This window comes from Pseudomonas sp. HMWF032 (assembly GCF_003060885.1).
In the GTDB taxonomy this organism is placed as follows: domain Bacteria; phylum Pseudomonadota; class Gammaproteobacteria; order Pseudomonadales; family Pseudomonadaceae; genus Aquipseudomonas.
The window spans coordinates 123,125-144,811 of sequence record NZ_QAIG01000011.1 but is presented as its reverse complement, the minus strand read 5'-3'; the positions used below and the strand labels follow the sequence as shown (position 1 = coordinate 144,811).

18 protein-coding genes and 1 other RNA gene are annotated in these 21,687 nt (G+C 61.5%); 7 read left to right on the top strand and 12 right to left on the bottom strand.

Annotation, left to right across the window (positions count from 1 at the left end; translation table 11 throughout):
* Positions 1–66: 66 nt before the first annotated feature.
* On the bottom strand, positions 67–1,602 hold the full coding sequence (locus DBR00_RS15875) for a hypothetical protein (protein ID WP_108488915.1): 1,536 nt from the start codon (positions 1,600–1,602) through the stop codon (positions 67–69).
* 406 nt (positions 1,603–2,008) lie between these two features.
* Positions 2,009–2,400, bottom strand: a transfer-messenger RNA (tmRNA) gene (ssrA, locus tag DBR00_RS15870).
* A 142-nt stretch (positions 2,401–2,542) separates the two neighbouring features.
* On the opposite strand from ssrA, the gene DBR00_RS15865 reads away from it, so the two are divergent.
* Positions 2,543–5,458 carry an ATP-binding protein gene (locus tag DBR00_RS15865; RefSeq protein ID WP_108488914.1) on the top strand — a complete coding sequence of 972 codons (2,916 nt, stop codon included), beginning with the start codon at positions 2,543–2,545 and terminating at the stop codon, positions 5,456–5,458.
* A gap of 37 nt (positions 5,459–5,495) precedes the next feature.
* On the opposite strand, the gene DBR00_RS15860 is transcribed toward DBR00_RS15865, so the two are convergent.
* The 3 genes from DBR00_RS15860 to DBR00_RS15850 are packed head-to-tail and all read right to left on the bottom strand — an operon-like array spanning position 5,496 to position 11,226.
* Positions 5,496–8,303, bottom strand: coding sequence for an FAD-binding and (Fe-S)-binding domain-containing protein (locus tag DBR00_RS15860; protein WP_108488913.1), 2,808 nt, complete (start codon positions 8,301–8,303; stop codon positions 5,496–5,498).
* Positions 8,304–8,329: 26 nt separating this feature from the next.
* Positions 8,330–9,484: an FMN-dependent L-lactate dehydrogenase LldD gene (gene lldD / locus DBR00_RS15855; RefSeq protein WP_108488912.1), complete on the bottom strand. Its 1,155-nt coding sequence runs from the start codon at positions 9,482–9,484 to the stop codon at positions 8,330–8,332.
* 53 nt (positions 9,485–9,537) lie between these two features.
* Entirely contained in the window at positions 9,538–11,226 is a 1,689-nt protein-coding gene (locus DBR00_RS15850; RefSeq protein WP_108488911.1) for a lactate permease LctP family transporter, read from the bottom strand.
* Positions 11,227–11,509: 283 nt separating this feature from the next.
* Here DBR00_RS15850 and DBR00_RS15845 point away from each other — a divergent pair, with 283 nt between their 5' ends.
* Positions 11,510–12,280 carry an FCD domain-containing protein gene (locus DBR00_RS15845; protein ID WP_108488910.1) on the top strand — a complete coding sequence of 257 codons (771 nt, stop codon included), beginning with the start codon at positions 11,510–11,512 and terminating at the stop codon, positions 12,278–12,280.
* On the opposite strand, the gene DBR00_RS15840 is transcribed toward DBR00_RS15845, so the two are convergent.
* From DBR00_RS15840 to DBR00_RS15810, 7 genes are all read right to left on the bottom strand, one after another.
* On the bottom strand, positions 12,277–13,737 hold the full coding sequence (locus tag DBR00_RS15840) for an ATP-binding protein (protein ID WP_108488909.1): 1,461 nt from the start codon (positions 13,735–13,737) through the stop codon (positions 12,277–12,279). The genes DBR00_RS15845 and DBR00_RS15840 overlap by 4 nt on opposite strands.
* Positions 13,734–14,396, bottom strand: a complete 663-nt coding sequence (locus tag DBR00_RS15835) for a response regulator transcription factor (RefSeq protein ID WP_108488908.1) — start codon at positions 14,394–14,396, stop codon at positions 13,734–13,736. The genes DBR00_RS15840 and DBR00_RS15835 overlap by 4 nt, the downstream gene beginning before the upstream one ends.
* Positions 14,397–14,479: 83 nt before the next feature.
* Entirely contained in the window at positions 14,480–15,130 is a 651-nt protein-coding gene (locus DBR00_RS15830) for a tetratricopeptide repeat protein (protein ID WP_108488907.1), read from the bottom strand.
* Positions 15,131–15,142: 12 nt separating this feature from the next.
* The gene (locus DBR00_RS15825; protein WP_108488906.1) at positions 15,143–15,934 is read right to left on the bottom strand and encodes an SDR family oxidoreductase; all 792 of its coding nucleotides are present in this window, start codon (positions 15,932–15,934) and stop codon (positions 15,143–15,145) included.
* Between the two features lie 9 nt (positions 15,935–15,943).
* Positions 15,944–16,597: a TenA family transcriptional regulator gene (locus DBR00_RS15820; RefSeq protein ID WP_108488905.1), complete on the bottom strand. Its 654-nt coding sequence runs from the start codon at positions 16,595–16,597 to the stop codon at positions 15,944–15,946.
* Positions 16,597–18,069, bottom strand: a complete 1,473-nt coding sequence (locus DBR00_RS15815) for an AMP-binding protein (RefSeq protein ID WP_108488904.1) — start codon at positions 18,067–18,069, stop codon at positions 16,597–16,599. The genes DBR00_RS15820 and DBR00_RS15815 overlap by 1 nt, the downstream gene beginning before the upstream one ends.
* Entirely contained in the window at positions 18,053–18,742 is a 690-nt protein-coding gene (locus DBR00_RS15810) for a thermostable hemolysin (protein WP_108488903.1), read from the bottom strand. The genes DBR00_RS15815 and DBR00_RS15810 overlap by 17 nt, the downstream gene beginning before the upstream one ends.
* Positions 18,743–18,954: 212 nt before the next feature.
* On the opposite strand from DBR00_RS15810, the gene DBR00_RS15805 reads away from it, so the two are divergent.
* The 5 genes from DBR00_RS15805 to DBR00_RS20820 all read left to right on the top strand — a co-directional run.
* The gene (locus tag DBR00_RS15805) at positions 18,955–19,368 is read left to right on the top strand and encodes a hypothetical protein (protein ID WP_256583043.1); all 414 of its coding nucleotides are present in this window, start codon (positions 18,955–18,957) and stop codon (positions 19,366–19,368) included.
* Between the two features lie 220 nt (positions 19,369–19,588).
* Positions 19,589–20,170 carry a DJ-1/PfpI family protein gene (locus DBR00_RS15800; RefSeq protein WP_108488901.1) on the top strand — a complete coding sequence of 194 codons (582 nt, stop codon included), beginning with the start codon at positions 19,589–19,591 and terminating at the stop codon, positions 20,168–20,170.
* Positions 20,171–20,216: 46 nt separating this feature from the next.
* Positions 20,217–20,522, top strand: coding sequence for a ribbon-helix-helix domain-containing protein (locus DBR00_RS15795; RefSeq protein ID WP_108488900.1), 306 nt, complete (start codon positions 20,217–20,219; stop codon positions 20,520–20,522).
* A 128-nt stretch (positions 20,523–20,650) separates the two neighbouring features.
* A complete protein-coding gene (locus DBR00_RS15790) occupies positions 20,651–21,019 on the top strand; it encodes a DUF2946 domain-containing protein (protein ID WP_146180698.1) in 369 nt (122 codons plus the stop codon).
* Between the two features lie 108 nt (positions 21,020–21,127).
* Positions 21,128–21,687 (top strand): TonB-dependent receptor plug domain-containing protein (locus DBR00_RS20820; protein WP_218276630.1); only part of this gene is annotated, 560 nt, incomplete at its 3' end.

Genomic DNA, 21,687 nt, shown 5'->3' with positions numbered 1-21,687 from the left:
GGCTAGATGCGGACGCTCGGGATTAGAAAATATCAGCTTCTCAAGCTGCTCACATGCGGTAAGCGGCTACTGAAACTCAGCAATGTAGAGCGGAGGTTCCTGCATATATGCATTCAAATCAACGCGACCACGTTCATTCTTAGCTTGGTTCCACATGGTATTGAGCGGCTCAAGCAATGGTCCCGCGTTCAGCAACTGCCGCACCTCACTGCAGTAGGCTGCGCGCTCAGGTTCGACGCCCGATTCCGGATAGCGTGCAACCAATACCAGGAAACAGCTCAAATAAAATCGTGCGCCTTCATCGTGTTCGATAGTCGCCATATTGGAGGCATCCATGCTCCTGACCCAGTGCGCCCCCATGTAGTTGTATAGGCAGTAGGGATTGCTGGGAGCCGTGCCATCCAGCCACCTGCATGTATCGGCGTAGTAGATGCGACCAAAATAGCCGCCGGGGGCGAACAGCTTTTTGCCGTCGTACTGCAGGTGCTCGCTGCCAGGTGTTTGCCCACTGAGGAAGTGATAAAGCTTTTTTTCACACCCGCCCATGAAACCGAGTGGGGGAATGACATCGGATCCGGAGAAAGGCTCGCTGCCATCAAAATAACGGGCGCCGGCTTTCTGAACCAAAACCTCGTACGAAGCGGAAAGGCTTCCAGCGATTATGTGGTCCCCAAGAGGCCCTCTGCCGACTTCCGACCATGACCCACGATCGCCGGTGGGCTCAATGCTGACATTAGTCGTCCATTGCGTAGGCCCAGCAAGCAGGCGCTCAGTAATCTTCACCCAACTTTCAATGCTTTGATCCGGGGCCAACCACAGACGATAGACCAAGGGCAGCGGGTCGCTTTCATAGGGCTCGATATTGGGTTCCTTGCCCCGAATGAAATAGGCCTCACATGCTTTCAGCGAGACCCGGCACTTAGCGTACTGCAGGCGAAACTTGATATCGGCCCAGGCAGCTTTTCGCAGTTCCATTTGCGCTTTGTCTAGGCGACTCTCTGGTGCCGGGGAACGTTTGACAGCGAGCAGTCTTGCCTCAGTGGGTGAGGTCGGTGCATCTTCCTCTGCGACCGTGGTGTACTTCTTTCGCAGGGCCTTGAACCGTGCCTGTGCCGCCTCGGGCACATAGATGCTGGTGCAAGCGTCATCTCCGTTGTGGAAGTCCACCCAGCGCCCAGGCAGGTTCGCTCGCTTGGCGAAACGATTCAGTGCTTTGACGAAATCGTCTGTGAACCAGTCAGAGTCCTCCACCCCATTGACCTTGATACGCTGTTTTTTACCGGCATGGTGGAACTCTAGTGTCAGGCTGTCCCAGCCATCGTCGGAGTCAGCTTCGATGTTCGAAGGCACAAACGAGCCGCCGCTGGCTTCGGCGTAGGCAAGGAGAAGACGTGGATACGCGCCGATGGGATCTTCTCCCTGCTCCTCGTTGTGGCTGACAGTGCGATGGGCAAAGAGAGTTTGCAGATAGAAACTGGCGTCTTGGGAGTGTGCCTGCTGAGTAGCTGCTAGCGCTGCAGTGTCTATACCCAGCCCATGCTCATCGGAAAGCGTTTGGAGTGCTTTGAGAAATGCCGAGGTGGCTTTGGCGTCCAGTTGCATCCGTTTGTCCTCTCTAGGTCCTTTGACTACCTCAGTTCTCCTGGCTGCGTCACCCACCGATGAGAGGCGCGGAAAACCGGTTGATAATCTAACAGGCGGGCTTAAGGAATGGCCAGTGTGGGGCGCTATTAGATTGGGGATAAGTCGGCTCCCGGTGGATGGAAACACCAGTCTAAGCGTCCGCTTTTGGCCGTTCTCTGCCGGTCATCACTGCTGCGTACGACTGGTCAGGTAAGTGCAATTTCGCACGATCGAGAGACTTCTATGGAAATGGGGAGTCGATGGACATCGAACGCATTCAGCAGCTCTTGATTGAAACGTGACACTTTCGGGACAGTCGACAAGTGTCGAAAGCAAAAACCCCTGACTTTCTCTAGGAAAATCAGGGGCTTAAGGTGTTTCTAATTGGTGGAGCCGGGGGGATTTGAACCCCCGTCCGCCAGTTCTCCACTGTCGGTACTACATGCTTAGCCGTGTCTATTGAGTTAATCCGCAGCCGCCCGACGGGCAGGGTGCTTTGGACGAGTTGTGTAAGTTTTAGCCACTTCGTCCACAACGTACTACGCGGCGATCCTGTTCTGCATGACAATCACTTCAGGTTTACAGGCATCCCCTAGTGATCGCTGGAGCCGAAGCTACCAGAAGGACTAGTCGCGCCGCTTACGCAGCGAGAGCGTAGCCCTCGTAGTTTTCGTCATTGGCAACTATAGAAAGTTGCAACAGTGGATTTACGACTTCTGTTACCAAGTCGGCATGCACCTCGAGCTTCGCTACCGGCGTCGAATCCTAATCGGCCCCGAAACTTTTGCTCTGCTACTGGGACGCGAGTTTACGCCAAAGGTTCCACAGCGTCGACCCGGCATTTGTCTGCGGACGCGTCAGGGCGTAGCCGGCTATGATGGTTGTCTGCATAACCGACTGTTCTGGATGAGATTGCCGTATGTCGCGTGTACCGCGTTATCCCTTGCGCCAGTGGATCTGGCGCGCTTTTGTGCAGAGCGCCCTGATCCCGTTGATTCTTGTCGAGTCAGTGTTGATCACGGTGTATTTGCTGAGCAATGCCGCGATTCGCGATGCGCAGATCGAGCATCTGCAGGAGAGCGCCCTTAAGGACTTGGCAGCGGCGGTTCAGCGTGAAGGTCAGGTGATTGATGGGCGTCTGCGTTCGGTTGAGGCGCAGGTGCAGATTTTTCGGGATGCAGCACTGAATGCCTTGCTTGATCAACGCTTTCAGCCCGATGAGCTGGAGCGCCAGCGTCATGCCCTAACGGACAATGGGGTGTATTACACCCGCAGCGACGATGGTCGTGCGGCGTCCTTTTATGCCAACAGCACGCCCGTGGCGCAGCAGGATCATGGCAAGGCAATGCGGCTGTCGCAGCTTGATCCGCTGATGCGCTCGATTCAGAAGGCCAACCCACGGGTGGCGGCGGCCTACTTCAACAGTTGGGACAGCTATAACCGCATCTACCCTTTTTTCATGACGCACGAGCAATATCCCCATGACATGGTGATACCCGATTACAACTTCTATTACCTGGCTGACGCCAAGCACAACCCGGAGCGCAAGGTGGCCTGGACTGACGTCTACCTCGATCCAGCAGGCATGGGCTGGATGATGTCGGCCGTGGCACCGGTTTATCGCGGTGATTTTCTGGAAGGGGTGGTGGGACTGGATATCACCGTGGGGCAGATGCTCGGCGAGATCGGTGAGCTGGATGTGCCGTGGAAGGGTTACGCCATGCTGGTCAGCCGCGACCATAACATCATGGCTTTGCCGCAAGCGGGTGAAGAGGATTTCGGCCTGCGCGAGCTGACTGAATACTCCTATGCCGAGGCCGTGCGCCGCGAGGTACTCAAGCCTGAGGACTTCAATCTGGGCAAGCGTGCCGAGATGCAGCCGCTGCTGCAGGCCATGACCGCAGGACAGGGCAATGTGCAGGAGGTCATGCTCGGTGGGCGCAAGCAGTTGATTGCCTGGAGCGAGATTCCGCAGACCGGCTGGCAGCTGCTGCTGGTGGTGGATGAAGCCAATATCTTCAGTGAGACCAACCGCCTGGCTGAGCGCTACCTGTACATCGGTTATCTGCTGATTCTCGGTCTGGTGTTGTTCTATCTGCTGTTCTTTGCGCTGATGTGGTTGCGTTCGCGGCGGCTGAGTGAGCAATTGGTGCAGCCGATTGATGGGGTTATTGGCATGATGCGCGAGCTGGGGCAGGGCAATTACCAACCGGCGGCGCAGAGTAGCCAGATCGATGAGTTGGTGAGTATGGCCAAGGCCGTGCAGCAGACCGGTGAGCAATTGCAGGCCAGTGAAACGCAGCGGGTCGAGGCGCAGCGGATTCTCCAACTGGTGCTGGAAAGCACCACCGAAAGCCTTTGGGAGGTTGACGCGCAAACCATGAGCATCAGCCTCAGCGAGCGTTTTCTCAAACGCTTCGGGCTGACACAGGCGCGCATGGCCTTCAGCGAGTTTAACCAGCGTGTGCATCCCAATGATCTGGAGCGTATCCGCCACCTGCGTCAGCTGTTTGCCAGCAGTAGTGAGGATCGTTTCGAGGCCGAGTATCGCTACGCCGATGCGCAGGGCGATTATGTTTGGCTGCTCAGTCGCGGCAAAGTCCTGGAGCGTGGCGCTGATGGGCGCGCCTTGCGCGCGGCCGGCACCCATGTCGATATCACCCGCCTCAAGCAGGTGCAGGAAGACCTGCGTCGCACCAGCCTGGAGGCCCAGGCTGCCAGTCAGGCCAAGAGCCGTTTTCTGTCGAGCATGAGCCATGAACTGCGCACGCCGCTCAATGCGATTTACGGCTTTGGTCAGTTGATCGAACTGGAGGTTCAGGAAAAGCCCGATGCCAAGCAGGAGGCCGACTACGCCCGTGAGATCGTTAATGCCAGCCGGCACCTGACTGCTCTGGTGGATGACATTCTTGACCTGTCGAGCATCGAGAGCCGTCGCCAGCAGCTCAAGCTGCAACCGGTTGAAGTGGGTGCGCTGTTGCATGGTTGCGCCGAGCTGGTACTGCCGGATGTGCAGCAGCGGCAACTGCAGTTGCAGGTACTGGCCGAGTCGGATGCAGGGCTGTATGTGCAGGCGGACCCGCGGCGGGTGCGCCAGGTGCTGCTTAACCTGTTGTCCAACGCGATCAAGTACAACAGCCCGCAGGGGCTGATTCGGCTGGGCTACGAAGTGCGCTCGGATTGTGTGCGGCTGTGGGTCGAAGACAATGGGGCGGGGCTCAGCATTGAGCAGCAGGCGGGGCTGTTTCAGCCATTCCAGCGCCTGGGTCGGGAGAATTCCAGCATTCCAGGTACCGGCATTGGTCTGGTGCTGTGCCGTGAGCTGGCCAGCCTGATGGCCGGGGAAATGGGCTTTAGCAGTACGGTTGGCACGGGGAGTCGCTTCTGGATTGACCTGCCGGGCGCGGCTGCCCCCGCGTTACAGCCTGCTCAGCAGAGCACTGCAGCAGGGCAGCAGTCCCGACCGCTGGCCGAGGTGCTGTGCGTGGAAGACCACCCAGCCTGCCTGAAGGTGGTGCAGGAAGCACTGCGCGAATTTGCCGAGGTGCGCGGAGCAGGTTCGGTGCAGCGTGCTCTGGCCGACCTGGAGCAATGTACGCCGACCCTGCTGTTGCTGGATCTTGACCTGCCCGATGGCGATGGCTTGCAGGTGCTTGATGCCATGCGCCAGAACCCGCGCCTGCAGTCGGTGCCGGTGCTGATTATCAGCGCTGCCGCGGATGAAAATCTGTTCAACGAGGCACGTCGCCGCGGCGCGCAGGCCTGCCTGGCCAAACCGATTGATCTGGCTCAGGTGCGTCAGGTGGCGCTGAGCCTGTTGGGTCAGGCTTTCTGAAGCGGGCCGGGCACATGTGCCCGGCCTTGGGGCTGAGTCAGCGGATGGCGTGACTGACTCGGTCCAGCAAATACACCAGCCCGTGATAATCGATGCCGCCGTGCTGGCTCAGGCCGATTTCACAGGTGCGGCTGGTGCTGATGCCTTCCTCGCAATGCTGCACCGCTGACTTCAGGCTGCGCAGGGCGTGGTCGTTCAGCTCGGGTGTGGTAAAGCCCTTATCGCCGGCAAAGCCGCAGCAGTGAATACCTTCGGGAATCACCACCTCTGAGGTGCAGCGCCGCACGATATCGATCAAGCCCTGTGCCTCGCCCAGGTGCTGGGTGCTGCAGGTGACGTGCACGGCGACCGGTTTGTCCTGCGGGGTGATGTGCAGGCGGTCGAGCAGGTGCTCACGGATAAATTTCACCGGATCATGCAGGTTCAGGCGGCTGTCGAGGCCGTCCTGCATCAGCCGTAAGGTGCACGGGCTGGTGTCGCAGTAGATCGGATCAAGGCCGCCACGGCTGGCTTTGAGCAGCGCGTCGATCAACTCCTGTTTCTTGCGCTCGGCTTGTTCGGCATAGCCTTTGGAGGCAAACGGCTGACCGCAGCAGAGGGTGTCCAGCTCCGCCGGGAACACCACCTGAAAGCCGCCTTTTTCCAGCAGCGCGCGGGTTTTGTCGAGTAATGGCATTTGCTCGCGATCACCCACGGCCGGGCCCATGGCGCGAGACACACAGGCGGCCAGATAGACCACCCGTGGCCGGGTATCTTCCATCACCGCAGGCAATTGCAGGCGCTGCATGGCTTGCGGCATCGCTGGCGTCCACTGCGGCACGCGGCCCTGACTGGCCTTGCTCAGCGCCGCCGAAGTGCGCGCCAGTAACGGTGCGCCCAAGACGCGGCGCGCGCCGTTGGCCACGTAGAGCATCAGCCGTGCACCTTGCAGGGCGCGGTGGAAGTTATTCGCCAGCCAGTCGGCACTGCGCGGGCTGTTGGCATCGCGGGCGCGCAGTCGGCGCACCAGGTCGCCGGTATTAATGCCCACCGGGCAGCGTTGCGCGCACAGGCCAGTGGCGGCGCAGGTGTCGATGCCTTGATATTGATAAGCCGCTTCCAGCTCGCGGGTGTCGATGCCCGCGCGCTTTTTTGCCTGAATATCGCGCCAGATCACGATGCGCTGGCGCGGGCTCAAGGTCAGCCCTTTTGACGGGCACACTGGCTCACAGAAACCGCACTCGATGCACTTGTCGACGATTTCGTCGGCGGCCGGCAGCGGTTTGAGGTGTTTCAGGTGAATGTTGCGATCTTCGCTGAGGATCACGTCCGGGTTGAGAATGCCCTGGGGGTCGAGCAGGCGTTTGATTTGCCACATCAGCTGGTAGGCGTCCGCGCCCCATTCCAGCTCAACGAAGGGGGCCATGTTGCGCCCGGTGCCGTGCTCGGCCTTCAGCGAGCCGCCGAACTCCACGGCCACCAGGTGCGCGACGTCTTGCATAAAAGCTTCGTAGCGGGCTTTTTCCGCCTCGCTGTCAAAGCCTTGGGTGAAGACGAAGTGCAGGTTGCCTTCCAGGGCGTGGCCGAAAATGATCGCCTCGTCGTAGCCGTGCTTATCGAACAGGGCGAGTAAGCGGTTAACGCCTTCGGCGAGTTGTTCGATGGGGAAGGTGACGTCTTCGATGATCACTGTGGTGCCGGTTTGGCGCACGGCACCGACGGCAGGGAAGGTGTCTTTGCGGATCTTCCACAGCAGGTTGTAAACGGCCGGGTCTTCGCTGAAATCCACCTGCTTTTCCAGTGGGAAGTCAGCGATGGACGTCATGATCAGTTGCAGCTGCTCGTGCAGCAGGCTTTGGCTGGCGGCGCGCGATTCGATCAGCAGGGCGCAGGCGTGGTCAGACAGGCTTTTGACCCATTCCGGCATGCCGGGTTTGTTCTGCACCGAGCGCAGGCTGCGCCGGTCGAGCAGTTCCACGGCAGACACCGGCTGCTGCTTGAGCACCGTCACCGCGCGGCAGCAGCTTTCCACATCGGGGAACACCAGCAGGGCGCTGGCCTTGTGCGGGTGATCGGGCACGGTGTTGTAAGTCACCGCGCTGATAAAGCCCAGCGTGCCTTCGGAGCCGACCAACAGGTGGCTGAGGATGTCGATGGGCTGGTCATAGTCGACCAGTGCATTCAAGGACAGACCGGTGGTGTTTTTCAGGCGGTATTTGTGGCGGATTTTCGCGGCCAGCGCGCTGTTGGCACGGGTCTGTTTGCCCAGCTCGTTCAGCTGCGCCAGCAGGTCGGCGTGGGTGGCGAAAAAGCGCGTGACGCTGAGTGGGTCTTCGCTGTCCAGCACCGTGCCGTCGGCCAGCACCAGACGGATGCCGGCCAGGGTGTGGTAGGTGTTTTGCGCCGTACCGCAGCACATGCCGCTGGCATTGTTGGCGACGATGCCGCCGATTTTGCAGGCGTTGATCGACGCTGGATCAGGGCCGATCTTGCGTTGGAAAGGGGCCAGCACAGCGTTCGCTTGTGCGCCGATCACGCCCGGTTGCAGACGGATCTGGTGGCCTTGGCCGCGGATTTCCCGGCCGTTCCAATTGTCGCCCAGCACGATCAGCACCGAGTCGCTGATGGCCTGGCCGGACAGGCTGGTGCCGGCGGCGCGGAAGGTCACCGGCACCTGATGCGCGCTGGCCAGTTTGAGCAGGTCGACCACTTCCAGCTCCGCCTCGACGCGCACCACCAGTTTGGGAATCAGCCGGTAGAAGCTGGCATCGGTGCCAAAGGCCAGGGTCGACAGCGGGTCATCGAAACGACGCTCGGCAGGGATCAGGCGTTCGACGGCGGTGAGAAAGGCGCTGGGCAGGCTCATGCAGGCTCCGAAAGTCAGGTGCAGCGTCAGGACGCGGCGTGGTGCAGTTCGCGCACCAGCGAGTCGGCCGTGATCTCGCTGATCGACTTGGCCCCGGTCAGCACCATGGCCACGCGCATTTCCTTCTCGATCAAATCCAGCAGGTTGCTCACCCCTGCGCCACCGGCAGCCGCCAGCGCATAAATAAAGGCGCGGCCGAGCATCACCGTGTCCGCGCCGAGGGCGATCATGCGCACCACGTCCAGGCCGGTGCGGATGCCGGAGTCGGCCAGAATCGCCAAGTCGCCTTTTACCGCATCGGCAATGGCCGGCAGGGCGCGGGCGCTGGACATCACGCCATCAAGCTGACGGCCGCCGTGGTTGGAGACGACGATGCCGTCGGCACCGAAACTCACCGCGTCCTTGGCGTCCTGCGGGTCGAGGATGCCCTTGATGACCATCGGGCCGTCCCAGAATTCACGGATCCATTCCAAGTCTTTCCAGCTGATCGAGGGGTCGAAATTGTTGCCCAGCCAGCCGATGTAGTCGGCCAGGCCCGTGGGGTTGCCCCGGTAGGCGGAGATATTGCCCAGGTCGTGGGGCTTGCCGAGCAGGCCGACATCCCAGGCCCAGCGCGGGTGGGTCATGGCTTGCAGCATACGGCGCACGGGGGCGTTCGGGCCGCTCATGCCGGAGTGGGCGTCGCGGTAGCGTGCGCCGGGTACGGGCATGTCCACGGTAAACACCAGGGTGGTGACGCCAGCAGCTTTGGCGCGCTCCAGAGCGTTTTTCATAAAGCCGCGGTCTTTCAGCACATACAGCTGAAACCACATCGGCCGGTCGATGGCCGGCGCGACTTCTTCAATCGGGCACACCGACACGGTGGACAGGGTAAAGGGAATGCCCTTGGCGGCGGCGGCCTTGGCGGCTTGCACCTCACCGCGACGGGCGTACATGCCAGTCAGGCCGACCGGGGCCAGGGCCACCGGCATGCTCAGGGTTTCGTTGAACAGGCGGGTTTCCAGGCTCAGTTCCGACATGTTGCGCAGCACGCGTTGGCGCAGGGCAATGTCCGCCAGGTCGGCGACGTTGCGCTTGAGCGTGTGCTCGGCATAGGCACCGCCGTCGATGTAGTGAAACAGAAACGGCGGCAGCCGGCGTTGCGCGGCGGCGCGGTAGTCGGTGGAGGCAGAAATGATCATGGGGGCAGGTTCCCGTAATGAAAGTGCCGGGCCAGCGGCCCGGCGGTAGCGCTCTAGTGCACCAGCATGCCGGTCAGCCAATAGGCCTGAGCCATGGTGATCAGGCCGACGAAGGTGGCGAAGATCAGGCTGTGCTTGAGGGTAAAGCGGAACAGATCGGACTCCTTACCGACCATGCCGGTCGCAGCGCACGCCACGGCAATCGATTGCGGCGAGATCATCTTGCCGGTTACACCGCCGCTGGTATTGGCCGCTACCAGCAAGGTCTGGTCGACGCCGATCTGCTGGGCGGTGGTGGCCTGCAGCGAGCTGAACAGGGCATTGGACGAGGTATCCGAACCAGTGAGGAACACGCCCAGCCAGCCGAGGAACGGCGAGAAGAACGGGAACAGCACGCCGGTACCGGCCAGGACCAGCGCCAGGGTGCTGGACATGCCCGAGTAGTTGGTGACGAAGGCGAACGCCAGCACCATGCCGATCGACAGGATCGGCCACTTCAGTTCAATCAGGGTTTCCTTGAATGTGGTCAGACCAGTTTTGGCGTTGATCTTCAGCACCAGCATCGAGATCAGTGCGGAGAAGAAGATCGCTGTACCGGTGGCCGAAATCGGGTCGAGCTTGAACACCGCCGGCATGGCGGTGGCGGCAGTAACGATTGGCGCGGTCTTGATCACCAGTTGGTCGAGGTACGGAATGGCGAAGTTGAACACCGTGCTGTACATCGCGCCGCCAGCGGCAAACAGGGCCTTGAAGGGTTTCAGGGTCCAGATGGTGACCAGCACGGTGAGAATCAGGAATGGCGACCAGGCTTTGAGGATCTGCCCGAAGCTGTAAGGCGACGGCGTGGTGCTGCGCGGGCCACCGAAACCGCCAACGATTGCTGCGCCCCCGGCAGACACGCCGACCACTTCCGGCTCGGCCGCGCGGCTTGGGCTCCAGACCTTGAGGAACAGGGTCAGGCAAACCAGGCTGACCAGCGCCGAGGTGATATCCGGCAATTCTGGGCCAATGTAGTTGGAGGTGAAGAACTGGGTGATGGCAAAGCTCACGCCGGCCACCAGGGCGGCGGGCCAGGTTTCCTTGATGCCGCGCCAGCCGTCCATCATCGCCACCAGCCAGAACGGCACGATGATCGACAGAATTGGCAGTTGGCGGCCGGCCATGGCGCCTATCTTGAATGGGTCGATACCGGTGACTTGGCCGGCCACGATGATTGGGATACCCAGTGCGCCGAAGGCCACCGGCGCGGTATTGGCGATCAGGCACAGACCGGCTGCATACAGCGGGTTGAAGCCCAGGCCAACCAGCAGCGCGGCAGTAATTGCCACCGGTGCGCCGAAACCGGCCGCACCTTCAAGGAACGCGCCGAAGGAGAAGCCGATCAGCAGCACCTGCAGGCGTTGGTCGTCGGTGATCGACAGCACTGAGCTGCGAATAATCTCGAACTGACCACTTTTTACCGTGAGTTTGTAGAGGAACACCGCCGCGACGATGATCCAGGCAATCGGCCACAGGCCGTAAGCAAAACCGTAACCTGCCGAGGCGAACGCCATGCTGGCGGGCATGCCAAAGGCGGCGATGGCAACGACCAGCGACAGTGCCAGGGTGATCGCGCCCGCCACATGGCCTTTCATGCGGAACACGGCAAGGGCCAGGAAGAAAAATACAATCGGAATCAGAGCTGCCAGCGCGGACAGACTTAGGCTGCCGAGCGGTGTGTAGAGCTGTTGCCATGTTTGCATGGTGAGGACCCACTAATTGTTGTTGGTTGGGAGCGCGGGTTAAACAGCACGCAGTGAGGCTGTGCGTGCCTTGTAAATTGGTAATACCAATTACCCTGTGCTGTGGGGCAGAATAAAAGCTAAAGCGCGTGTGCGTCAATTTGTCCGCCTACGACTTTTGTTGTAGGCGGCGAGTGCGGCAGTAGCTTGTTAGGCATTGCGCCACTGGTTAGGCTGCCAGAGCTAGGAGCAGTAACGCCGGCCTAGTGCGTTCTGAGTGCTTGTTTACGGAGTCGATTGGTTTATGGGGTTTGGTCAGGTACAGCAGCGCCGTTTGTCGGACGATATCGTCAGCCAACTGGAAACCATGATCCTCGAGGGCACGCTCAAGGCCGGCGAACGCTTGCCCGCCGAGCGGGTTCTGGCCGAGCAGTTTGGTGTCTCTCGGCCATCACTGCGTGAGGCGATTCAGAAACTGGTGGCCAAGGGGCTGCTGGTCAGTCGGCATGGCGGCGGCAACTATGTGGCGGAAACCCTGGGGTCGACGTTCAGTGATCCGTTGCTGCACCTGCTGGAAAGTAACCCCGAAGCCCAGCGCGACCTGCTGGAGTTTCGTCACACCCTGGAAGGCTCCTGTGCCTTTTACGCCGCCCAGCGCGCCACCGAGTTGGATCGTCAGCGTCTGAATGAAGCCTTTGCGGCCCTGCAGGATTGCTACAGCCGCAGCGGCAAGGTGACTCGCGCCGAAGAAGGGGCAGCCGATGCCAACTTCCACCTGGCGATTGCCGAAGCCAGCCACAACGCCGTACTGCTGCACACCATTCGCGGGCTGTTCGACCTGCTCAAGCGCAACGTGGTGACCAATATTGGCGGCATGTACGCGCAGCGTGATGAAACCCGCGACATGCTGATCGAGCAGCACCGCGCGCTGTATCAGGCGATTATCGACGGCCGCGCCGAAGACGCCCGCGCGCTGTCCAACCGGCATATTGACTATGTGCAGGAAGTGCTGGCCGAAGTGCAGCAACAGGCGCTCCGCGAAGAGCGCGCCCTGCGCCGGGGCAGTACGCGTTAGCGTCTGGGCAGGCGCACTGCGACTTCCAGTCCACCCAATGGTGAGTCGCCAAGGCTGATGCTGCCGCGGTGCAGTTCGACCACCCGCAACACGATGGACAGGCCCAATCCAGCACCTTGGCCTGTACCCAGCCGATAGAACCGCTCGAAGAGTTTTTCCCGCTGCGCCTCATCGACGCCGGGTCCGCTGTCCTGCACGCGCAGCACGATGGCATCCGCCTGAGCGTCCAACTGCACCTGAATGCGCCCGCCGTCAGGGGTGTACTGCACGGCATTGCTGATCAGATTCTGCAACAGTGTGCCAAGGCTCGGGCCATCGGCCAGCAGCTGATAATCCGCCGGCTCCGGGGCATCCAGATTGAGTTCCTGTTGGCGCGCCAGAGCCAGTGGGATGAGCTCCGCCAGCTCGTTACGCACATAGCCGAGCAGGTCCAACTCGCCCATGGCCAGTTGCACCACAGTGGGGTCCAGTCGGGCCAGAGTCAGGAGCTGCGCGACTACCCGGGTGGCGCGTTCCACGCCAGTACCCAGCAGGCGCAACGCTTCATTGCGGTCTTGTGGGTCGGGTGCTTCCAGGGCGTTCTGGGCGTGGATGCGCAGCACCGCCAAGGGGGTGCGCAGTTCGTGGGCGGCATCGGCGATAAAGCGCTTTTCCTGATCCAGCAGCAGGTTGACCTGCATCAGCAGGCGGTTGAGCGAGGCGCCCATCGGTTCCAGTTCGGCAGGCAGGGGCTCAAGTATCAGTGGGGCGAGGTTGTCAGGTGCGCGGGCCTTGATCAGTTCGGCCATGCGCTGCAAGGGGCGCAATCCCCAGCCAATTGCCAGCCAGACCAGCAGCGCCAGCAAGGGCAGGCCAATCAGGTCGGGTAGCAAGCTGCGCAAGGCAATTTTCTTGACCAGTTCACCGCGCACATCTTCACGCTCGGCGACCAGAATCATGTGTTGATCGGTCGCATCATTGAGCATGAACAGCCGCCAGTGGTGGCCGTTGAGGGGGACCGTGTGATAACCGATCAGATGGGCACTCAGGCTGGAGAGCGTTTCACCATCGGCATGCTGATGCGCGTCGTTGTCGAAGCGGTGGAACTCGGCCACCATCTGCGCCAATACGCCAGTCGGCGCACTGGCAGATTGCAACAGCAGCTCGCCCTGCTCATCGAGAACCTGGAATGCCAGTTTGCCTTCGTAGGCGTGTCCTGCCTGAGTCGTTGTGTTGTCGTTGACCTGGTGATTCTGCAAGGCCTGGTTGAGTGTTCTCTGCAGGTTGTCACGTTCGCTTTGCAGCATGCCACGTCCTACCAGCCCCGCCAGTACACGCGCGGTTTGTGCCAGTTGGGCATCGAAAAGCTCTTCGATTTCATGTTGGGCATCGCGATAACTTTTATAGGAAATAAGCGTCATCGACAGGCTGAGCAAGCCGAGCACCAACAGCAGCGTTCGGGCGCGAATGGACGTCATACGGGTTTATCCACCAGGTAGCCGACGCCGCGCACGGTGCGGATCAGCTCGGGAAAGAACTTCTTGCGCAGGTGGTGCACGTGCACTTCCAGGGCGTTGCTTTCCAGCTCCTCATCCCAGCCATAGAGTGCCTGTTGCAGCTTGTCGCGGGTCATCACCCGGCCTGGCTGGGCGAGCAGTTCGTGCAGCAGGAGAAACTCCTTGCGCGGCAGATTGACCGCCTGGCCCTGATAGCTGACGGCCTGGCTGACCGGATCAAGGCTGATACCGCGGTATTCCAGCGCCGGCTGCGGGCGGTTGAAACTGCGCCGCAACAGGGCACGCATGCGGGCTTTGAGTTCGGCGACATCGAAGGGTTTGATCAGGTAATCATCGGCCCCGGCATCCAGCCCGGCGATGCGGTCGCTGGTGGCGTCACGGGCGGTCAGTACCAGCACCGGCACCGGGTTGGCAGCGGCGCGCAGGTGCTTGAGCACCTGCAGGCCGTCCATGCGTGGCAGACCCAGGTCGAGGATGGCCAACTCGAAGCTCTCACAGGTCAGCGCATGCAGCGCGCTGCTGCCATCCTGCACCCAGTCGACTGTGTAACCTTCGGGCTTGAGTGCCGTGCGGATACCTTCACCGAGGGCGTTGTCGTCTTCGACCAGCAGAATGCGCATGACAGGCGTTTCCGAGTTAATTGATTGGGGCCTGCCCTGCGGGGATAAATCGGCATGCAGGGCAAGCAACATACACCAGCCTATCACTGCAGCTGGGCATTGACCTTGTTCAGCAAGGTTTGAATGTCCTGCTTGCGACCGTCATCGGCGGACTGGCGATCAGGGCGTGGTGGGGCCTGCAGGGCTTTCTCCAGAGCGGCCTTGGCTTCGTCGAAGCGTTTGGCACGGGCCAGGTAGTCGCCATAGAAGTAGTTGGGGTCGATGCCGTCCGGGTTGATCGCCAAGGCCTGCTTGAGCATGACTTCGGCCTTCTCGTCATCGCCAAAGCCCACTGGCCAGCCGGGCACCTGGTAGTACAGGCTGCCGAGGCTGGTGTAGGCCGAACCGGACAGCGCCTTGGGGTCGAGTGCCAGGCCCTGCTCCAGGCTGGCCTTGGCCTCCTTGACCAGACCCAGCGCCCCCAGGCCGCCCTTGGCGCCGGCGTAGGTGCTGAGGATGATGCCGTTCCAGATCCGCAGTTCGGCGGCATTAGGCTCAGCGGCGACAGCTTTTTGCGCCTGTTCGCTGAGGCTGGCGAAGGCTTTTTCGCGTTGTTCCTCGGGCAACTGATAGTTGATCTCAGCCCAACGATTCTGCAGGGTTTGCAGCTGAGTCTGACCCTGTTCGCTGAGGGCAAAGCTGGGCAGGCTGGTGAGGCAGAGCAGGGTGCAGGCGGCGCTACGGATAAGCTTCATTGGGGTGTCCTCTTAGGGTTTGCTTCGGGCAAAGCGCTGGATGATCGGCAGTTGTTTGCGCAGGGCCTGGTCGACCAGGCGCGGCAGCAGGCTGTTGAGGCGCACGAAGAGCTGTTCCGGCCAGCCCAGGTAGCGCTCTTCTTTCTCGCGGCGAATCGCCGCCAGTAATTGCAGTGCGACGCTATTGGGGGCGTCCATGGCCACCTTGAGCTCGTCATTCATGGCCACCACGTTGGCGGCGTTCATGCGGGTTTGGGTGGCGCGCGGGGCGAAGTAGAGAACCTTGATCGGGGTGTCGGCCAGTTCGCGGCGCAGGGCTTCGGAGAACCCGCGCAGGGCAAATTTGCTGGCGCAGTAAGCGGTGAAACCGGGGTAGCCGATGGAGCCGAAGGTCGAACCGAGGTTGACCACCAGCGCCCGGCCCTGTTGCCGCAGCAGCGGCAGCAGGCGATGGGTCAGTTGCAGGGTGGCGGTGACGTTGAGTTCGATCAGCTCGGCGATGGCACTTTCGTCATGCTGCTCCAGCAGGCCGAAATGATTAACCCCGGCGGCGTTGATCAGCGTATTGATGCCGCCAAAGCGCTGCGCCGCCGCGACCACCGCCTCACGACCGCTGCGCTGGCGGATGTCGGCGGCCACTACCGTGACTTTGCCGGGGTTGGCCTGCGCCAGTGTGTGCAAGGTTTCGGTTTGACGCCCGACCAGCAGCAGTTGGGCGCCTTCGTTGAGCAGGGCGGCGACCAGCGCCTGGCCGATTCCGCCACTGGCGCCGGTGATCACGGCGCGGCATTCAGCAATATTCATCGCGAGTCCTCACACACTCAGGGGCAGGCTGCGGAACATGTCGCCATACAGGCGGTAGACCACCTTGGCGGTGTGCACCACGGCGGCCTTGTCATCGTCGTTGTCGAGCTGATTCATCAGGCGCTTGAAGAACTCGATGTGCTCCAGGTCAAGGCTGCCGTGGGAACTCAGGTAACTGAAAGCCTTGTTCGGCAGCTGCAGCTTGTCTTGAATCACCCCGGCCACCTGGGTGGCCAGGGCGATGCTGGTGCCTTCCAGTACGTTGACCATGCCGAAGAAACTCACCGGGTTATGCCGCGCGATACGGTCGTATACGTAGCTGACCATCAGTTCGGTGGGTAGTTTGGGTATGCCGTTGCGCACGGCTTCTTTATCGGCACCGCAGGCGGCGATGTCGTTGAGCACCCATTCCTGGTGGCCCTTTTCTTCGTCGATGTATTCGGCGATGGCCTCGCGCAGCCACTCCAGTCGCTCCGGCAGTCGCGCGCCACAGGCCATCAGCAGCGGCACGGTGTGCTTGACGTGGTGATAGGCTTCGGTGAGAAAAGCCACGTAGCTGTTCAGGCTGACGGTGCCAGCCATGGCTTGGGCAATGATCGGTGCACTGAGCAGGTAGTTGCGTTCAGCGCTGGTGTGTTCGAGCAGGGATTCATAGAAGCTCATCAGGCATCTCCATAGCAGGATTCGCTGGCCATCAATTGCTCGATGGCGTGTTGGTAGTGGTTAAACAGGGCAGTGCGGCGCAGGCGGCCATTGCTGGTGGCCAGCGCGTTGGCACTGCTGAAGGGTTGTTCGGCGCGCAGCCAGTGGTGCACGCGGGCGTAGTCGGGCAAGGCTTGGTTGGCCGTCGCCACGGCTTCGGCCAATTGGCTGTCAGGGGTATTCGGGAGTCGCGGCACCAGCACGGCAACGTTGCCCGGCAGTGCTTCGCCATGCAGCCAGGCCTGGGCGATTGGCAGTTGCTGGACCAACTCGGCCTCGACCCATTCCGGGTTGACGTTGCGGCCAAAGGCGGTGATGAACTGGTGTTTCTTGCGCCCGTGCAGTACTAGGAATGGTCCGTCGAAATGGCCCAGATCACCGGTGCCCAGCCACTCCTCGTCAGGGCATGGTTCGCCCAGGTAACCAAGCAGGCGTGGGCCTTGGACCATCACCTCGCCGTCTGTAGCCAGGCGTACCTGCAGGTGTGGCAACGGTTGGCCGACGGTGCCGATACGGCGGTTTTCCGGGGTGTTCAGGCACACCACCGAGGCACACTCGGACAGGCCGTAGCCCTCGAACACCGGCAGCCCCAGGGCGTCAGCACGTTGCAGCAATTGGCTGGCGACGCGGCCACCGCCGACGGCAATAAAACCCAGGCTGTTCGGCAGGGGCAGGCGGTTTTCCCCGGCGCTGACCAGCGCCAGCAGCAACTGCGGCAGCAGGATCAGGCTATTGGGCTGCGCATGAGCCAGGGCGCCGAGAAAGCGCGGCAGATCGAACTGGCTGGCACCGAGCAGACCGATCTGCGCCATCGGCATCAATTCAATCCGTGCGCCGGCCAGCAGCGGGGCATAGACCCCGGCGATGTTCTCCAGCAGCGTGGCCAAGGGCAGGACGCACAGGTGGCGTTCGACCGCGCAGCTGGCGCTGGCCTGCACCAGGCTCTGCGCCACCGCCAGTTGCGTGGCGATATCCAGGCACACGCCCTTGGGCTGCCCGGTGGTGCCCGAGGTGTAGGTGATTTTGCAGGTGCCGGCTGGCAGTTCGCTGACCTGCGTCTGGGAGCGCTGCAGCATGCCGTGGGCGCTAGGGCTGAAGCCCTGTGCGCTGAACAATGGCGTGGCCGGGCCGATCAGGCAGTCGATGCTGGCGCTGTCCAGTACATGGGTTTGCTGGCTGTCGGAGAAAAAACTCGGCAGCGGCACGCAGGCCAGCCCGGCATGCAGCACGGCGAGGTCCCAGAGTACCCAGTCAATGCCGTTGTCCAGGGCCAGGGCGACACGCTGGGCACCACGTTGCTGCAGTTGGCTGCTGCGCTGTGCGACCTCACTCAGCAGCTGGGCGTAGCTCAGTTGTTGTTCGCCCTCGCGTAGGGCAATGGCATCGCCGAGGGTGGCCAGGCGGTTAAACAGGGTTTCAGCGGCAGGCCACATCGGGCATGTCCTCCAGGGCATAAAAGGCGTGGTGGGCCAGGCGCGGATAGGCGCCCAGCTGCAGCAGGCGTTGATGGCCGGCATAGATATCGCCCGCCATCACCTGCGGCTGGTTGGCGTAGTAGCTGCCCCAGTCGGCCTGCTCATCGCCCAGGCATTCCGGGTTGGCCGGGCCCAGTGGCACAGGCGTCAGGCCCAGGCGCTGGAAGCTGTTGAGCAGGGCCAGGGTGCCGGTGAAGGTCACCCAGCGATAACCCAGCGCCACCAGCAGATCAGTCAGTGCCACGATCAGCAAACGCGCGGCGCCGGGACTGCCTGCCGCCAGGTTGCCGACCTCGATCAGCTGCGTCCGTTGCGGCGCATTGGCCACCTGGCGGGCGGCAATTACCTGTTCTGCCGGTTGTTCCAGGTAGCGCTCCAAAAATAGCGGGCCACTGGCGGCGCAGCGCAGGCCCACCGCGCCGAGCAGTTGACCGGCGCTGTCTTCCAGGCTGAGCAGGCACGGCATAAAGTGACGGATGTGCGCTTGATGCTGAGCCGCGAAGCGCTCGCCGATAAAGCCTTCAATCCCTGCGCGGCGCGGGCTGGCAGCGTTGGCCAGATAGAGGCTGAGCGGCTGCTCGCGGCCGATCTGTGCAAGTGCAGTGTTTTGATACACCCAAGGCAGCTCCATAACCGGAACCTCATCTGAGAACGTGGGTGCGAGTGTCTGCCGTGAGCCTTAACGCTAAATTAAGTCGCGAAATATTTTACGCGGGGCGATGGCGGGCATTTCATTGCTTGCGTTGCAACCGCATCAGCCCATAGCCTGCAAAGCCTTGTCGGCAGGCGGACTGTCGGCTGGATTTGCCCTGCCCTTAAACGCCAAAACGCTCGGAGATCGTTATGCACCCTATGAATGCTGAGCAACAACTGGCGGCCCGTCTGGCCATCCTGGAAAATCCAGAGGCACAGGACTGCACGGTGTACCGCGCCGATGACCAAGACCCGGATGCCGAGGAAGTGGATCTGGGTGATGCCAAGGTGCTGTTCTGCGGCCCGTTCGAGGCACCGGCCGATTGGGACGCGGCAGAGCGTGAGGACTATTTCGGCGACAGCGCGCCTGAGCTGTTCGTCAATGCGCGTATCGAGTGCGAAGCCAAGCCGGGCTCCAAGGGCCATTTCACCGTGGACATTGGTGACTACGTCGCCGCGCAGCCGGGCCTGGGTGAAGTCGTGATGTTCTATGTGCACGACTACCTGGAAGACGACAGCGGCTGCACCTATGTGCTGCTGCGTGATGAGGAAGTGCTGGAATAAGTCAGCCCAGCCCAGCCCAGCACGGCTGTTGGTTGGCGTTGAGCGCAGCGAAGCCCAACGGGTTGTGACAGGTCTCGTTGGGCTTCGTCGTTTTACGCCTCAATCGCATCTACCACTGACCGTCGATCAACCCATCTGCGTTGTAGTACCGGGCTATTACCCGCGACCGCTGCATCGGCCGCAGACTGTGGCCTTCTCGGTTCATTCAAGGAGCAGGCACATGGCAGCGAAGAAGATTCTCATGCTGGTCGGCGACTACGTCGAAGACTACGAAGTGATGGTGCCGTTTCAGGCGCTGCTGATGGTCGGTCATCAGGTGCACGCCGTATGCCCGGACAAAACCGCCGGGCAGACGGTGCGCACCGCCATCCATGATTTTGAAGGCGAGCAAACCTACAGCGAAAAGCCGGGGCATAACTTTGCCCTGAACTTTGATTTCGCTCAGGTTAAGGCCGGCGATTACGACGCGCTGCTGATCCCCGGTGGCCGTGCCCCAGAGTACCTGCGCCTGAATGCCCAGGTGCTGGCGCTGGTGCAGGCCTTTGATCAGGCCGGCAAACCGATTGCGGCGGTTTGTCATGGTGCGCAATTGCTCGCTGCGGCTGGCGTGCTGAAAGGGCGGGAGTGCAGCGCTTACCCGGCCTGCGGACCGGAAGTGACCCTGGCCGGCGGACGCTATATCGATATCGCCGTGGACCAGGCGCATGTGCAGGGTAATCTGGTCACCGCGCCGGCCTGGCCCGCGCACCCCAACTGGCTGGCGGCGTTCCTCGGCCTGCTCGGCACGCAGATCACGCTATAAACTGCCGGGGCCCGTCAGGCCCCAACACTCAGGGAGGTGAGCTGCCATGTGCGAGCTGTATGTCAAAGCCGATCCGATTCTGTATGAGTCCCGTGCCCGCTCGCTGCGAATTCGCGGCGTGGTCACCACCCTGCGTTTGGAAAATCAGTTTTGGGACATCCTGCGCGAGATTGCCGAAGTCGATGGCATGACCACCAATCAACTGATCACCAAACTGTATGACGAGGTCATGGACTATCGCGGTGAGGTGGTCAATTTCGCTTCGTTTTTGCGGGTCAGTTGCACGCGGTATTTGAGTCAGCGGCCATCGGTTGCGCAAAGCCCGGCGCGCTTGAGTGTGTTGCGCGGCTGACCTGGATCAGTGTCGCGCCCGAGCGACACGGTTCTAATAGCGCGGTTACGCTGCGTCGGTTTGCCTCAGGCAGCCTGCGCGGTGGCGGATCCGGCTATCATCGCGCCCCCTTTGCTCGGGTATTTCCTGTGTTGCCTAAACACTCCCACCGCTTCGGTAACTGGCTTGGCCTTGCGGCCATGTGCCTGTTGCTGCTCGGGCCTTTGCTGGGTCAGGGGTTGGCGTTGGGGCAGTCGTCCACGGACTGGCAGTGGCTCGACGAGCTGGCGTGCGGCGACCATGAAGCATCCGACATGCCGCAGGCGCATGCCGATGAGTGGGCCAAGTGCGGCTATTGCACCCTCCTGTTGTCATCGCCCGCATTATTCAACACCTCGCCATTTGTGCCTCCGCGCGTGGTGGCAGCCCCCGTCGTTTCTCCCTTCGCTGATCCCGCATTGCCGCCGGGCGGTGTCTTCCCCGGTGCGCAATCGCGCGCACCGCCTCGTCAGGCCTGACACACGTTTTTCAGCGTGTGTTTCGCGTTGCCTTTTGATTCAGCGTCGCCGCGCCTCTGCAAGGTGGGGGCGCTGCTGTGAATGCATTGCCTGACAGGATTTTTACCTATGTCTGCACCTCGTTACGCCCGTTCTGTTGCCCTTATCAGTTTGATGAGCCCGCTGGCCCTGGCGGTTGCCGCTGAAGTCAGCCCGAAAGCGCAGGCCGAATACCTGCAATTGCCCGATACCCTTGTGCAAGGCCAGTCCCCCGTTGAAGTCGCCGAGCAGCCCAGCGCCGAGCGCATCAGCAGCCTGATCCCGGCGACCTCTGATACCGCTTCGCTGCTGCGCGATGTGCCGGGCGTGAGCCTTAACGGCGCGGGTGGTTTTTCCAGCCTGCCGGCCATTCGCGGTTTGAGTAATGACCGTTTACGCATCAAGGTCGATGGCATGGACCTGGTCGCCTCCTGCCCCAACCACATGAACCCGGCCTTGTCCTATGTAGCGCCCAGCAACCTGGGCATGTTGCAGGTGTTGGCCGGGATTACCCCGGTCAGCCTGGGCGGTGACAGTATTGGCGGCACCATCGTGGCGCAGAGTCAGGAGCCGGTTTTCGCTGCGGCCGGAGCCGAGAGCCTTAATCAAGGCGAGGTGGGTGGTTTCTGGCGCAGCAATAACGACGCACG

Excerpts from the sequence above, each read along its gene's own strand:
- DBR00_RS15810 (WP_108488903.1), bottom strand. The coding sequence starts at position 18,742 with ATGGAGCTGCCTTGGGTGTATCAAAACACTGCACTTGCACAGATCGGC.
- DBR00_RS15860 (WP_108488913.1), bottom strand. The coding sequence starts at position 8,303 with ATGAGCCTGCCCAGCGCCTTTCTCACCGCCGTCGAACGCCTGATCCCT.
- DBR00_RS15865 (WP_108488914.1), top strand. The coding sequence starts at position 2,543 with ATGTCGCGTGTACCGCGTTATCCCTTGCGCCAGTGGATCTGGCGCGCT.
- DBR00_RS15850 (WP_108488911.1), bottom strand. The coding sequence starts at position 11,226 with ATGCAAACATGGCAACAGCTCTACACACCGCTCGGCAGCCTAAGTCTG.
- DBR00_RS15840 (WP_108488909.1), bottom strand. The coding sequence starts at position 13,737 with ATGACGTCCATTCGCGCCCGAACGCTGCTGTTGGTGCTCGGCTTGCTC.
- DBR00_RS15815 (WP_108488904.1), bottom strand. The coding sequence starts at position 18,069 with ATGTGGCCTGCCGCTGAAACCCTGTTTAACCGCCTGGCCACCCTCGGC.
- DBR00_RS15820 (WP_108488905.1), bottom strand. The coding sequence starts at position 16,597 with ATGAGCTTCTATGAATCCCTGCTCGAACACACCAGCGCTGAACGCAAC.
- DBR00_RS15800 (WP_108488901.1), top strand. The coding sequence starts at position 19,589 with ATGGCAGCGAAGAAGATTCTCATGCTGGTCGGCGACTACGTCGAAGAC.
- DBR00_RS15830 (WP_108488907.1), bottom strand. The coding sequence starts at position 15,130 with ATGAAGCTTATCCGTAGCGCCGCCTGCACCCTGCTCTGCCTCACCAGC.
- DBR00_RS15835 (WP_108488908.1), bottom strand. The coding sequence starts at position 14,396 with ATGCGCATTCTGCTGGTCGAAGACGACAACGCCCTCGGTGAAGGTATC.
- DBR00_RS15795 (WP_108488900.1), top strand. The coding sequence starts at position 20,217 with ATGTGCGAGCTGTATGTCAAAGCCGATCCGATTCTGTATGAGTCCCGT.
- lldD (WP_108488912.1), bottom strand. The coding sequence starts at position 9,484 with ATGATCATTTCTGCCTCCACCGACTACCGCGCCGCCGCGCAACGCCGG.
- DBR00_RS15875 (WP_108488915.1), bottom strand. The coding sequence starts at position 1,602 with ATGCAACTGGACGCCAAAGCCACCTCGGCATTTCTCAAAGCACTCCAA.
- DBR00_RS15845 (WP_108488910.1), top strand. The coding sequence starts at position 11,510 with ATGGGGTTTGGTCAGGTACAGCAGCGCCGTTTGTCGGACGATATCGTC.
- DBR00_RS15805 (WP_256583043.1), top strand. The coding sequence starts at position 18,955 with ATGCACCCTATGAATGCTGAGCAACAACTGGCGGCCCGTCTGGCCATC.
- DBR00_RS15825 (WP_108488906.1), bottom strand. The coding sequence starts at position 15,934 with ATGAATATTGCTGAATGCCGCGCCGTGATCACCGGCGCCAGTGGCGGA.